Annotated in this window: 14 protein-coding genes; 8 read left to right on the top strand and 6 right to left on the bottom strand. The window is 73.6% G+C overall.

What is annotated here, in order from left to right; genetic code table 11:
* Positions 1-5: 5 nt before the first annotated feature.
* Complete coding sequence (locus tag Csp2054_RS01835; protein WP_096897573.1) at positions 6-977, bottom strand: EamA family transporter; 972 nt, start codon at positions 975-977, stop codon at positions 6-8.
* A gap of 36 nt (positions 978-1013) precedes the next feature.
* Here Csp2054_RS01835 and Csp2054_RS01830 point away from each other — a divergent pair, with 36 nt between their 5' ends.
* The 6 genes from Csp2054_RS01830 to Csp2054_RS01805 all read left to right on the top strand — a co-directional run bounded on the left by Csp2054_RS01830 (position 1014) and on the right by Csp2054_RS01805 (position 7325).
* Positions 1014-2132 carry a CPBP family intramembrane glutamic endopeptidase gene (locus tag Csp2054_RS01830; RefSeq protein WP_096897572.1) on the top strand — a complete coding sequence of 373 codons (1119 nt, stop codon included), beginning with the start codon at positions 1014-1016 and terminating at the stop codon, positions 2130-2132.
* Between the two features lie 9 nt (positions 2133-2141).
* Complete coding sequence (recQ, locus tag Csp2054_RS01825; RefSeq protein ID WP_096897571.1) at positions 2142-3983, top strand: DNA helicase RecQ; 1842 nt, start codon at positions 2142-2144, stop codon at positions 3981-3983.
* A 79-nt stretch (positions 3984-4062) separates the two neighbouring features.
* On the top strand, positions 4063-4806 hold the full coding sequence (locus tag Csp2054_RS01820) for a lysophospholipid acyltransferase family protein (RefSeq protein WP_255252568.1): 744 nt from the start codon (positions 4063-4065) through the stop codon (positions 4804-4806).
* 107 nt (positions 4807-4913) lie between these two features.
* Positions 4914-5288 (top strand): hypothetical protein, encoded by a 375-nt coding sequence (locus tag Csp2054_RS01815; RefSeq protein ID WP_096897569.1) that lies wholly within the window; start codon positions 4914-4916, stop codon positions 5286-5288.
* A gap of 244 nt (positions 5289-5532) precedes the next feature.
* The gene (locus Csp2054_RS01810; protein ID WP_176491499.1) at positions 5533-6417 is read left to right on the top strand and encodes a M23 family metallopeptidase; all 885 of its coding nucleotides are present in this window, start codon (positions 5533-5535) and stop codon (positions 6415-6417) included.
* Between the two features lie 35 nt (positions 6418-6452).
* Positions 6453-7325, top strand: coding sequence for an NAD(P)-dependent oxidoreductase (locus Csp2054_RS01805; protein WP_317951504.1), 873 nt, complete (start codon positions 6453-6455; stop codon positions 7323-7325).
* Positions 7326-7337: 12 nt separating this feature from the next.
* Here the strand turns inward: Csp2054_RS01805 and Csp2054_RS01800 are convergent, their stop codons facing one another.
* Together Csp2054_RS01800 and Csp2054_RS01795 are read right to left on the bottom strand one after the other, a co-directional pair.
* Positions 7338-7562: a hypothetical protein gene (locus tag Csp2054_RS01800; protein ID WP_096897567.1), complete on the bottom strand. Its 225-nt coding sequence runs from the start codon at positions 7560-7562 to the stop codon at positions 7338-7340.
* 35 nt (positions 7563-7597) lie between these two features.
* Positions 7598-8128 carry a MarR family winged helix-turn-helix transcriptional regulator gene (locus Csp2054_RS01795; protein WP_096897566.1) on the bottom strand — a complete coding sequence of 177 codons (531 nt, stop codon included), beginning with the start codon at positions 8126-8128 and terminating at the stop codon, positions 7598-7600.
* A gap of 134 nt (positions 8129-8262) precedes the next feature.
* On the opposite strand from Csp2054_RS01795, the gene Csp2054_RS01790 reads away from it, so the two are divergent.
* Complete coding sequence (locus tag Csp2054_RS01790) at positions 8263-9150, top strand: alpha-E domain-containing protein (RefSeq protein ID WP_141399081.1); 888 nt, start codon at positions 8263-8265, stop codon at positions 9148-9150.
* A 250-nt stretch (positions 9151-9400) separates the two neighbouring features.
* Here the strand turns inward: Csp2054_RS01790 and Csp2054_RS01785 are convergent, their stop codons facing one another.
* Together Csp2054_RS01785 and Csp2054_RS01780 are read right to left on the bottom strand one after the other, a co-directional pair.
* Positions 9401-10747: an MFS transporter gene (locus Csp2054_RS01785; RefSeq protein WP_176491498.1), complete on the bottom strand. Its 1347-nt coding sequence runs from the start codon at positions 10745-10747 to the stop codon at positions 9401-9403.
* Positions 10744-11175 carry a MarR family winged helix-turn-helix transcriptional regulator gene (locus tag Csp2054_RS01780; RefSeq protein ID WP_096897564.1) on the bottom strand — a complete coding sequence of 144 codons (432 nt, stop codon included), beginning with the start codon at positions 11173-11175 and terminating at the stop codon, positions 10744-10746. The genes Csp2054_RS01785 and Csp2054_RS01780 overlap by 4 nt, the downstream gene beginning before the upstream one ends.
* A 132-nt stretch (positions 11176-11307) precedes the next feature.
* Between Csp2054_RS01780 and Csp2054_RS01775 the strand changes: the two genes are divergently transcribed.
* Positions 11308-12060 carry an SDR family NAD(P)-dependent oxidoreductase gene (locus Csp2054_RS01775; protein WP_096897563.1) on the top strand — a complete coding sequence of 251 codons (753 nt, stop codon included), beginning with the start codon at positions 11308-11310 and terminating at the stop codon, positions 12058-12060.
* Positions 12061-12158: 98 nt separating this feature from the next.
* Here the strand turns inward: Csp2054_RS01775 and Csp2054_RS01770 are convergent, their stop codons facing one another.
* Entirely contained in the window at positions 12159-13094 is a 936-nt protein-coding gene (locus Csp2054_RS01770) for an acetamidase/formamidase family protein (RefSeq protein WP_096897562.1), read from the bottom strand.
* Positions 13095-13111 lie beyond the last annotated feature (17 nt).

Below are 13111 nucleotides of genomic sequence, written 5' to 3'. Positions count from 1 at the left end.
CCCGGTCAGGCCAGCGCGAGCCCGACCGACGCCGAGAACGCCAGCACGATCCCGACGATCTGCAACCGGGTCAGACGCTCCCGCAGCACCACCCCCGCGAGCACCACCGTGCCGATCGGGTACAGCGCGTTGAGCACGCTCATCACGGGCAGGGTCAGCGGGTCGTCGCTCGAGCGCAACCCGGCCTGCACGAACACGTTCGCGAGCGCGTCGAGCACCCCGCACACGACCACGACGGCGAGCAGCCGCGTCCGCGACCCGCCGGACGACGCGCCGGACGACCGGATGTCCGCACCCGCCCGGGCGGGCGGCTCGCCGCTGCCGGGAGCGGCCCCGCCCGCGACCGGGGCCGGCGGACGGAGGCGACCCGTGCCTCCCGTCCGTCCCCGCGCCACCGCGACCCCCGCCGCGATGCCGAGCAGCACCGCCTGCAGCGCCCGCGCGACGACGAGCGGCGCGACGCCGGAGGCGTCCGGCGTCTGGTCGTACGCGAGCACGATCCCACCGAACCCGCACCCCGCGACCGCGGCGGTGAGCACGCCCCTGGCCGTCACCCGTGCCCCGGAGGCGTCCCGGACCGCCGCGACGAGCACGACCGCGACGACGGCGACCACGAGGGCCACGACCGCCAGCGGGGACAGCGCGGTGCCGCGCAGGACCGCGACGACGACCGGCACGACCGCGGCGAAGACGGCGGTCACGGGGGAGAGCACGCTCATCGGCCCGATCGCGAGGGCGGTGTAGAGCAGCAGGACACCCGCACCGCCGGCGAGCCCCGCCACGACGCCCCAGACGACGGCGGACGACGAGAACGTCCCCCCGACGACGACCAGGCCGACGAGCAGCGGCAGGAGCCCGACGAGCGCTGCCGCCGCCGTGACGACCACGGGGCGGACCCGACGCGAGGCCACCCCGCCGAGGAAGTCGGCGAACCCGTAGACGAGCGCGCCGGACAGGCCGAGGACGACGGTGAGCACGGCTCCCATCCTGCCCGTCCCGGTACCCTGCGAACCGTGAGCGTTCCCTACCAGCGTCTGACCCGCATCGATGCCCGCTGGCGGTGGTGGCGTCCGCTGGTCGCGATCGCGTTCCTCGCCGGCTGGTACCTCGTGTCACAGGTGCTCATCGTGGTGGCCTACACGGTCCCGATCGGCGCGAGCGCGGGCGCCCAGGGCCTGATCGACTTCGAGCGGAAGATCTCGGACGCGGCCCTCGACCCGACCGACCCGCTCGTCCTCTCGGTGTCGCTCGTCTCGCTCGTGGTGCTCCTGCCGGGGATCGTCCTCGCCGTCCGGGTGGCCGGGCTCGGCCGGGGCGTGCTGTCGTCGGTGCGCTTCCGGGTGCGCTGGGGGTGGACGGCCTGGTGCGTGCTGCCGACCCTGGTCATCGCGGTGGTCATGTTCGCGTTCCAGGGCCTCCCGATGCTCACGTTCGACGGGGGACTGGGATGGGACCACGCCGAGATCGGGCAGTCGACGGTGACGGTGTCGACGCTCGTCCTCACCCTCGTGCTCGTGGTGGTGCTCGTGCCGTTCCAGGGCGCGGCGGAGGAGTACGTCTTCCGCGGTTTCCTCATGCAGACGGTGGCGTCGTGGATCCCGCGCTGGTTCGGCACGGTCGCCGCGGTCGTCGTCTCGACCGTCGTGTTCGCCCTCCTGCACATCCCGAACGGCTACAACGTCTGGGGCATCCTCGACGTGGGCTCGTTCGGGCTCGTGGCGGCGATCATCGTGCTCCGGACCGGCGGGCTCGAGGCCACCGTCCTCCAGCACGGCTTCAACAACATCATGATCTTCGTGCTCCAGGCGCCCGGGTGGTCGCGCATCGACCTGACCTCGCAGGACGCGGAGGGCACGGTCGGCGGGTGGCTGGTCACCCTCGGCACGTCGCTGGCGTACTGGGGCATGGTCGAGTTCCTCGCGTGGCGCACCGGCCTCGACCGGCGGTTCGCCGGGCGCGAGGCACCGCGCTTCCGCGGACCGGTGCCCGCCTGGGCGGGCGGCGCGCGCTGGGTCCGGCCGGGAGGCACGGGCTGGTCGGACGCGCCGGCCCACGCCGACGGCGCGGCCGGCTCCGGCGACCGCACGGACGGCGCTGTGGACAACGGGGTGGGTGTCGCCGGTCGCTCGTAGGCTGGTCGCATGAGTGCGCCGACCACGACCTCCCCCTCGCAGGCCGCGGCGCTCGACGTCCTGCACCGGGTGTGGGGCTACGACGCCTTCCGCGGGCAGCAGGCGGCGATCATCGACCAGGTCGTCGGCGGTGGTGACGCCCTGGTGCTGATGCCCACGGGGGGCGGCAAGTCGCTCTGCTACCAGGTGCCCGCGCTCGTCCGCGACGGCGTCGGGGTGGTCGTGTCGCCGCTCATCGCCCTCATGCAGGACCAGGTCGACGCCCTCGCCGCCAACGGCGTCCGGGCCGCCTTCCTCAACTCCACGCAGGGCCCCGACGAGCGTGCCCGGGTCGAGCAGGCGGTCGTGTCCGGTCAGGTCGACATGCTCTACCTCGCGCCCGAGCGGCTCCGGCTCGAGTCGACGCGGGCGCTCCTCGACCGTGCCCGCATCGCCCTGTTCGCCATCGACGAGGCACACTGCGTGGCCCAGTGGGGGCACGACTTCCGGCCGGACTACCTCGAGCTGAGCGTCCTGCACGAGCGGTGGCCGACGGTGCCCCGGATCGCGCTGACGGCCACGGCGACGCCGCAGACCCACCGCGAGATCTCGGCCCGGCTCGGCCTCGACGACGCCGCGCACTTCGTCGCCGACTTCGACCGGCCGAACATCCAGTACCGGATCGAGCCGAAGACGGGGGCGCTGCAGCAGCTCCTCACCTTCATCCGGACCGAGCACAGCGGCGACGCGGGCATCGTGTACTGCCTCTCGCGCAACTCCGTCGAGCGCACGGCCGCCGCGCTGGCCGAGCAGGGCATCCCGGCGCTGCCGTACCACGCCGGCCTCGACGCCCGGGTGCGGGAGCGCAACCAGTCGACGTTCCTCCGCGAGGACGGCGTCGTCATGGTCGCGACGATCGCGTTCGGCATGGGCATCGACAAGCCGGACGTCCGGTTCGTCGCGCACCTCGACCTGCCGAAGTCGGTCGAGGGCTACTACCAGGAGACCGGTCGGGCCGGGCGCGACGGGCTGCCCTCGACCGCGTGGCTGGCGTACGGCCTCAACGACGTCGTGCAGCAGCGGCGGATGATCGACCAGTCCGAGGGCGATGCGGCCCACCGACGGCAGCTGAGCGCCCACCTCGACGCCATGCTCGCCCTCTGCGAGACGATCGAGTGCCGGCGGGTCCGGCTCCTCGCGTACTTCGGGCAGGAGTCGACAGCGTGCGGCAACTGCGACACGTGCATCGCCCCGCCGGAGTCGTGGGACGGCACGGTGCCCGCGCAGAAGCTGCTGTCGACCGTCGTCCGGCTCGAGCGCGAGCGCGGGCAGCGGTACGGCGTCGCGCACCTCGTCGACATCCTCGTCGGCAAGCAGTCGCCGCGCGTGCAGGAGCTCCGGCACGACTCGCTCGCGACCTTCGGGATCGGCACCGACCTCGGCGAGGGGGAGTGGCGGGCCGTCGCACGGCAGCTGTTGGCGCAGGGCTACATGGCTGTGTCCGGCGACGGGTACGGCACCATCGTCCTCAGCCCGACGAGCGCCGACGTGCTCGGCGGCCGGGTCACGGTCCGGATGCGTCGCGACCCCGTCAAGGCGCCGCGGGGGTCGCGGAGCCGGCGCACCGTCGTGACGGACATGCCGCAGCAGGCCCTCGGACTGTTCGAGGCGCTGCGGACCTGGCGTGCCGCAGCGGCGCGCGAGCAGGGGGTGCCCGCGTACGTCGTGTTCAACGACGCGACCCTGCGCGGCATCGCCGCGGTGCGCCCGGCGGACGTCGACGAACTCGCCGAGATCTCGGGCGTCGGCGCGGCGAAGCTGGAGCGGTACGGACGCGCGGTGCTCGACGTCGTGGCGGCCACCGGCGACTGAACGACACTGCATGCCGCATGCGGCATGCAACCGCGCGAGCGCTCACTACACTCGGAACCCCCGTCACGAGGAGGCCCGGGTGTCCGGTTCGACGAAGTTCGCCACCGCGCTGAGCCGCGCGGTGGTCACGCCGCTGGCGCGCATGCTGTGGCGGCCGCGGATCGTCGGGCGGCGGAACGTCCCGAAGCACGGCCCGGTGATCCTCGCCAGCAACCACCGGTCGTTCATCGACTCCCCGGCCATCACGCTCATGGCACCGCGGAAGGTCTCCTTCCTGGCCAAGCAGGAGTACTTCACCGGGACCGGGGTGAAGGGTGCGCTGTCCCGTGCGTTCTTCGGCGGCATCGGGGCGATCGGGGTGGAGCGCGGCGCGGGGGCGGCGGCGCAGCACGCCCTCGACCTCGGACTCGAGCGACTCGAGGCGGGCGAGGCCTTCGCGATCTACCCGGAGGGCACGCGCTCGCTCGACGGCCGGCTGTACAAGGGACGCACCGGGGTCGCGTGGCTGGCGCTGACGAGCGGTGCACCCGTGGTGCCCGTCGCACTGACGGGGACCGAGGACGTCCAGCCGGTCGGCTCCCGGATCCCGCGCCTGGCGAAGGTGACCATCGAGTTCGGTGAACCGCTCGACCTCTCGTCGTTCGGCGAGGCGTCCTCCGGACGTGCCCGGCGGCACGCGACGGACGCGGTGATGGCGGCGATCCAGCAACTCAGTGGGCAGGAGCCCGCCGGCACCTACAACAACCCGCCGGCGACCATCGTGGAGCGGGTCAAGCAGGCGTTCCGGCGGGACGACCCCACCGCGGAGGTCGAGCCGGACTGACGCTCGCCATTGCACATGTGAAATATTTGTGGTTCGATGGAGGGGTGCCGTTGCACACCCGGACCGACCGAACGGTCCGGCCGACCGCCCATCGGAAGGCAGGCAGCATGTCCTCCACGCCCCTCTTCGACGCCGTCGCCCGTCACCACGAGGCTCCCGTCCGCCCGACGGCCGCTCGTGTCCCGACGGCCGCTCGTGTCGCGGCGGCCACCCCGGCCCCCGCGACCACGTCCACCCCGGTGTCACCGGCACCCGCCCCCGCCGTCCCCGCCGTCCGTCCGACCGTCGTCCCGGATGCGCTCGTCGCCGCGATCGACGCGATCCCCGCGCAGCTCACCGCGCGGCTCGGTGGAGCCGTCCCCGTGCCCGCTGATCAGCTCATGCTCGTCGAGGTCGTCACCGACGCGATCATCCGCGCGGTCGTCGACGCCGTCGCCGCGGAGTTCGACCGGATCGCCCGCGAGGGCGTCGTCCGCGTCTGACTCCCGGACGCAACCGCCGGACCCGATGCCGATGACCGCCCCCGCCGCGCGCGCCTCCACCGCGCGTCCCACCACCGTGCGCCCCGCCATCACGCGTCCCACAGCAGTGCCCCCGTCGACCGCGCCGAAGGCGGCCCGACGTTCCCGCCGCCACGGGGCAACCCCGGCCCCGGCTCCGGCTCCGGCTGCCGTGTCGAGCGCCCCCGAGACCACCGGCGCGGCGGTGTCACCTCCTGCCGCGTCGGTGCCCACGCCACGCAACGGCCTGCCGCACATCGGCCCGCTGCCGCGCACCGGTCCGCTGCCGCACACCCGTCGGCGGTCCTCGCCTGCGCCGCTGGCCGGAGCCGGCACGCTCCCGACCCGGCGGGCGGCACGAGCTGCCGAGCGCGCCGGACGGCGACCCCGCCCTGCGGCCCTCGGGCACGTGGCCGCCGCGGCGGTGACCCTGCCCCTCCGCAGCGTTGCGTCCGCGGTCGCCGCGGCCCGCGCCCTGCCGGTCACGGCCGTCGCTGTCGCGACGTGCATGGTGGTGTCGCTGGCCTCACCGCAGACCGCGGTCGCTGCGACGCCGCAGGTGGCGGCTCCCGCGCTCGGCCTCGGAGGTCAGCAGTACGTCGCGCCGGACGCGACCCTGACGGCGTCCCCACGGGACGGCTTCCGCATCGCCGAGCAGGCCCGGCGCGGAGCGACGTCCCGAGCATCGGGCACGGTGTCCGGTTCCGCGGTCGTCCGTCCGGTCCTCGGTGACGTCCCGACCGCCGGCGGTTTCGGGCACCGCACGGTCGCCGGGTGCGCGGCGTGCTCGACGGACCACCAGGGTCTCGACTTCGCCGCGGCTCCGGGGGCTCCCGTCCTCGCGGTGATGTCGGGTCGCGTCGTGTCCGCCGGGCCGTCCGGTGGCTACGGCAACCAGGTGCTCCTCGCACACCCGGACGGCACGCGCACCCGGTACGCGCACCTCTCCCGCATCGACGTCCGTGTCGGCCAGGAGGTCCGCGTGTCCGACGTCGTCGGCGCCGTCGGCAACACCGGCGTCTCGACCGGCCCGCACCTGCACTTCGAGGTCATCGTCGGCGGGACCCCGGTCGACCCCGCGGTGTGGCTGCACGCCCGCGGGCTCCTCTGACCACGCAGGCGTAGCCTCGGCGGCGTCCCGGCACGGTGCCGGACAGGACGGAGCCGCTGGTGCGCGTGTCGGTGTTGGGAACGGGTGCGATGGGGGCCGGTGTCGCCGGTTCACTGCTGCGAGGAGGTCACGAGGTCACGGTCTGGAACCGGACGCGCGACCGGGCGGTGCCGCTCGGCGACTCGGGCGCGAGCGTCGCGGACGACCCGTCGGCAGCGGTCGCGGACGCCGAGGTCGTGCTCCTGACCCTCTTCGACACCGACGCGGTGGTCGACGTCCTCGAGCAGGCAGCCGGGGACGCCCCGGAGGACGCCGTGTGGGTGCAGGCCTCCACGATCGGCACGGCAGGCACGGAGACCGTGGTCCAGCTCGCGGCGAAGTACGGCATCACCCTCGTCGAGGCGATGATGCTCGGCACGAAGGCGCCGGCGGAGCAGGGCAAGCTGACCCTGCTCGCGGCCGGGTCGCCCGAGGTGCTCGACCGGCTGACCCCGGTGTTCGACGCCGTCTCGGTGAAGACCGTGCGCGCCGGCGACCAGGTCGGCCAGGGCACGGCGCTCAAGCTCGCGGCGAACGCCTGGGTCGCGTCCATCACGGCCGCCACCGCGCAGTCGCTCGCCGTGGCGCGGGCCCTCGGGCTCGACCCGGCGCTGTTCCTCGAGGCGATCGACGGGACCGCGAGCGACTCGCCCTACGCCCACACCAAGGGCGAGGCGATGATCGCGGGGGAGTACCCGCCGCAGTTCGCGCTCGACGGAATCCGGAAGGACATCGGCCTCATCACGGACGCGGCGCGCGACGCCGGCGTCTCGACGGTCCTCCTCGACGCACTCGGACGGGTCTACGCCGACGCGAGCGCCGCGGGGCACGGTTCCGACGACATCGCCGCGGTCGCCACGGCGTTCTGACGCGGGCGGGCGTCAGGAGCGACGCAGGAGCCGTCGGACGGCCGCAGTGAACCGTCCGACGGCTTCGTCGTTCATCGTGTTCGCCAGGTCGAAGGCCTCACTGGTGGGATCCGCCCCGGCCCGGATACGCCGGAGTGCGGCGTCCGCCCGGGCACGTGCGTCGAGTTCGGCGAGGGGCATGTCGTCCTCGGGGTCGTGCTCCGGCACGTCGCCGCCGGAGGGGACGACCGGTCTCACGGTGCGCTCCAGCGCTGCGGCGTCATGCCGGCAGGCTACGCGAGGGCGACGTCGTCCGTGGTGAGGTCGTCCGGAGCGATGTCGTCGACGACGCGGGTCATCTCGTCGAGGAACGACACGATGACCCGGACGTCGTCGTGGTCGAGGCGGGACGCCACCGACGCGCCGCTGTCGTCGAGTTCGTCCAGGACCGCGAGCGCCTGCCGCATGGCGCCACCGGACGCCGTGAGGAACACCCCGCGGCGGTCGTGCGGGTCTGGGTGACGCTCGACGTGCCCGCTGCGGACGAGCCGGTCCACGAGCGCGGACGTCGACGCCGCGGTGATGCCGAGTTCCTCGGCGAGCTGCTTGGAGTTCACGCGGTGCCCGGCCTGTTCGGCGTCGAGCAGGACCTGCAGTGCGAGGAGGGCGTTCTCGCCCACGCCGAGCGCCTCGCGCGCCCGACGTCGTGCCGCGTTCGCGGCGCTGCGGTAGCGCCGGAGGGCGTTCAACACGGAGACCGCGTCGGCCCTCGTGCGCTCGTCGTACCAGTACCCCGCGGAGTCCGTTGCTGCCTCGGTGGTCATACCACAATGCTAGACGCTCTAGTTAGATTGTCTAGCGAGTGCGCGCCGAACGGCCACGCAACACCCGCGACGCCCGGCCGAAACACTCCCGCAACGACCGCTCAGTAGGTTCGCCGCATGCGGGTGCCGACGTGATGAGCCATCTCGCCGGGAGCGTGTTCCGCCTCGGCGCCGCCCTCGAGCACACCGACCTCGTGGCGCGGCTGCTGGACGTCTACGTGGTGCGGCCGTCGGCGTCCGTGCCCGCGGGTCACGCCCGGACCGCGTCGCTCCTGCGGTCGGTGGTCGGGGCGTCGGACGCGCGGGACGCCGACCCCGCCGCGACGCTCGACGCGCTCGCGCTCGACCGGCACGAGCCGGCCTCGATCGCACACGCGGTGGCGGTCGCCCGCGACGCCGCGCGCCGTGCCCGCGAGGTCGTCTCGACCGAGCTCTGGGACTGCCTCGACGTGACGCGTTCGCGGATGCCGCGCAAGGTCGGCGGCGACCGAGCTCACGACTTCCTCGGTTGGGCGAAGGAGCGGAGCGCGCTGGCCGTCGGGGTGGTCGACGGGGACGCGAGCCGCGACGACGTGTGGGCGTTCTTCACGCTCGGCCGGTCGCTCTCCCGGGTGCGGACCACCTCGGCCCTGCTCAGCTCCGGACTGCTCGACCCGTCCTCGCCCGAGGCGTGGTCGGACGCCCTGCGCGGGTGCGGCGCCGCCGAGGCCTTCCGCCGGGGTGCGCACCACGACGTCGACCCCTCGGAGGCCGCCGCGTTCCTGCTCCTCGACACGCACAGTCCGCGGACGGTGGCGTTCCTCGCGCACCGCGCGGTCGACGGGCTCGAGCGGGTCACCGCCGCGTGCGTCGCCGATGAGGTCGCGGCCTTCCGGCGCGCGGTCGCCGCCCTCGACGCGGTCGCGCCGCAGGAGGTGCTCGCGGGGCTCCGAGCGGTCACGACGCGCCTCGCGGATGCGGGGAAGGCCGTCGACGCCGCGCTCGAGGCCCGGGTGTTCTCGGTCGCGTCCGCGGTCTCCTGACGACGGCGGACGACGAACGACGGACGACGGAAGACCGGCGACGGGCGACGGACGACGGAAGACCGGCGACGGGCGACGGGCGCCGGACGACGGCCGCCGGTCGCCGGGCACCAGACGACCGGCGACGGGCGCCGAGCGGTGTCCAACGACTGCCGTCACTCCGGCCGGGAGGCGCGGTGCCGGACCGGTGCACCGCCTGCGGTGGGTGCGTGGCGGGGGCGAGCCGTTCCTCCCGGCCGGTGGGTCGGCGTCAGACGCCGCTGGACCGGTTGGCGACCGCCTCGTCGCGGGACAGGTCCTGCCGCAGCGCGGAGCGCGCGGCGCGCGTGCCGACCACGGGGACGGCGTGCGTGATCGCCAGGTGCAGGCGGGTGTCGGCGTCGTAGCGCAGCCGCAGTCGTTGGAAGCGGACGAGCCAGACGACGGCGATCGCGAGGGCGACGAACCCGGATGCCGCGCCCACGCCGATGGCCCACCGCGGGCCTGCCGCGTCGGCGATCGCCCCGACGATCGGCGCCCCGATGGGGGTGCCGCCGGCGAAGATCGCCATGTAGAGCGCCATGACGCGACCGCGCATCGCGGGGGTCGTGGTGGTCTGCACGAGGGCGTTCGCGGTGGTCATGAAGGTCAGTGACGCGAGCCCGACGAACATCAGCACGACGGCGAAGCTCCAGTACGTCGGGGCGAACGCGGCGGCGGTGCACGCGAGTCCGAACCCCGCCGACGCGACGACGAGCGTCCGCATGCGGGGCCGGTCCCGTCGCGCCGACAGCAGGGCGCCGAGGACGGAACCGATCGCCATCACCGAGTTGAGCAGGCCGAACTCGCCCGCGCCCCGGTGGAACTCGACCTTCGCCATCGTCGAGGTGAAGATCGGGAAGTTCACGCCGAACGTCCCGACGACGAAGATCATGCACAGCACGACGATGATGTCCGGCCGGGTCCGGACGTACCGGAAGCCCGCGACGATCTGGCCCTTGCCCCGCTTCGCCCGCGGCCGGTCGGCGAGCTGGGTCGGGTCGACGAACCGCAGCGCGATCAGGACCGCGAGGAACGACGCGGCGTTGATCACGAACACCCACCCGGAGCCGATCGCCGCGATGAGCACCCCGGCGACCGCGGGCCCGATCAGCCGGGCGGCGTTGAACGACGCGGAGTTGAGCGCCACGGCGTTCGCGACGTGTTCGCCCTGCACCACGTCGGACACGAACGCCTGCCGGATCGGGGTGTCGAATGCGGCGACGATGCCGAGCGCGAGTGCGAAGCCGTACAGCGACAGCAGGGTGGCGGTGTGCGTGAGCACCATCACGCCGAGCCCGAGTCCGAGCGCACCCATGAGCCCCTGCGTGAGCATGAGCATCTTCCGACGGTCGAACCGGTCGGCGACGAGTCCGGTGAACGGCAGGAGGAGCAGCTGCGGCCCGAACTGCAGCGCCATCGTGACGCCGACGGCCACCGCGTCGTCGTTCGACAGCTGGGTGAGCACGATCCAGTCCTGTGCCGTGCGCTGCATCCAGGTGCCGACGTTCGACACCAGGGCACCGGCGAACCAGATGCGGTAGTTGCGTCCCGCGAGGGACCGGAACATGGCGGTCACTGCTGGGCGAGCCTCCTCAGGATGTCGGTGGCCTCGGCGAGCGTCGTCCGCTCCGCCGGGGTGAGCCTCGCCAGGCGCGGGGTGAGCCAGCCGTCACGTCGGCGACGGGTCTCCTCGACGAACGCGGCTCCGGCCGGGGTCGGCGCGATGAGGACCTTGCGTCGGTCGACGTCGTGCAGGGTCTTCGTGACGAGGCCGCGGTCGGTGAGCACGGCGACGGTCTTCGTCATCGACGGCGGGGTCACCCCGTCCTGCCGGCTGAGCTCCGCGAGGGTCATCGGGCCGTCGCGGTGGAGCCGGGCGAGGGCGGAGAACTGGGCGTCGGTGACGCTCGTGTCGGCCTTCTGGTTCCGGAGCGTCCGCGAGAGCCGGTTGACCGCGATCCGGAGGTCGGTCGCGAGCGACGTGCGGGTGGCGGTGGCGGGCATGGTCGTTAGCCTAGCAAATTAGTTCGGTGAACGAACTGGTTGTGCGTTCCGCGGATCCGGAATGCGTGTCGCACGTGTACCGTTCGGACTGTGGGCAACAGGTGTTGTCCAGATGAACGGAAGAAGGAGCACATGTCCGAGTTCGAGCGCAAGGTCGCCGTCGTCACCGGTGGCGGCAGCGGGATCGGCGAGGCGATCGCGAAGGAGCTCGCCCGCGCGGGTGCGAGCGTCGTCGTGACCGACATCAAGCGCGACGCGGCCGAGCGGGTCGTGACCGAGATCGAGTCAGCGGGCGGCACCGCGAGCGCGTTCGAGGCGAACTCCGCGCTGGCCGCCGACAACGAGCGCATGGTGCGGTTCGCCGTGGACACGTACGGCGCGCTCCACCTCGCCGTGAACAACGCGGGGATCGGAGCCGCTCCGCAGCCGATCGGCGAGTACGACGTCGAGGCGTGGGACCGCGTCCGCGGCGTCGACCTCGACGGGGTCTTCTACGGCCTGCGCTACGAGATCCCCGCGATGCTCGCCGCCGGCGGCGGCGCGATCGTCAACATGTCGTCGGTGCTCGGCTCGGTCGGCATCGCGCAGAACGCGGCCTACGTCGCGTCCAAGCACGCCCTCGTCGGCCTCACGAAGGTCGCGGCGCTCGAGTACACCGCACAGGGCGTCCGCACGAACGCGGTCGGACCGGGCTTCATCGACACCCCGCTCGTGCGCTCGTCGCTCTCCGCCGAGGCGCTGACGGCGCTCGAGCAGGAGCACGCGGCCGGACGGCTCGGCACCGACGCCGAGGTCGCCGCGCTCGTGCTCTTCCTGCTGAGCGACAAGGCCTCGTTCATCAGCGGCAGCTACCACCTGGTCGACGGCGGCTACAGCGCGCACTGACACGGGCGGTCGAACGGGAGGCCCGGATCACGTGACCGACGTCGGTCACGTGATCCGGGCCTCCTGTCCGTCAGCCGGCCCGTCGGCCCGCCGCGCCGTCAGCGCGTCGCCGTGATCGCGTCGTGGGGGAGCAGCGCGTGCACACCCCACGTGCGGTTCGCGACCTGCGTGACCCGCATGCTCACGGCGACGCTCGCCATGGCGAGGGCCTCCGCGCGACCGATGGCGAACAGCCCGGCGATCCAGTCGACCATCGCGTCGAGGGCCGTGGTGGTGGCGGTGTTGAGGTCGGCGTCGAACCCGAAGGTGATGCGGCCGGCCGGGGTCGTGGCGTGGATGCCGGCCACGGGGGCGTCGTCCAGGACCTCGAGCGTCATCGTCGTCGTCATGCCGCACTCGATGGCGGTGCCGGAGACCTCGCCGTCGCCCTGGGCCGCGTGGCCGTCACCGACCCAGAGCAGCCCGTCCGGGACCGTGACCGGGAGGAACAGCGTGGAACCGGCGACGAGCTCCCGGCAGTCGATGTTCCCGCCGCCGACCGGCCGCGGTGGGATGGTCGAGTGCTCGCCGATCGGGTCCGGAGCGACGCCGACCACCCCGAGGAACGGTGCCGTGCGGACCGACAGCCCGAGCTGGTTCCGCGCCGTGCCCCGGTCGGCGTCGACGGACCACAGCAGCGGACCGCGCGACTCCCGCTCCACGAGGCCCAGTGCCCGGTTCACCGGGGTGTCGACACCGCCCGAGCCGGTGTACCCCCAGTCGTCGGGCACCAGGTCGTCGAAGTGGACGGCGAGCACCTGACCCGGACGTGCGCCGTCCACCGCGATCGGCCCGACGAGGCAGTGCCCGCGGCGGGACGGCAGGAGCGTCGGGACCTCGGCCCCGGGCTCCGGCTGCCGTTCGGTGTACCCGGCGGCGCTCAGGGTCCGGACGGTCACCGTGTCACCCGGATCCACGCGGAGCACCGGTGGACGCGTGGCGTCGAAGACGTCGATGGCGGTGGTGAGCGAGGCGTCGATGCGGTGTGCGGTCACCCGTCGATCCTCGCAGC

Origin of the sequence: Curtobacterium sp. 'Ferrero', from assembly GCF_002412165.1 — a bacterium.
GTDB lineage: Bacteria > Actinomycetota > Actinomycetes > Actinomycetales > Microbacteriaceae > Curtobacterium.
Note: the sequence above shows the minus strand (reverse complement) of the source record. Positions and strands in the feature narration are given on the sequence as shown.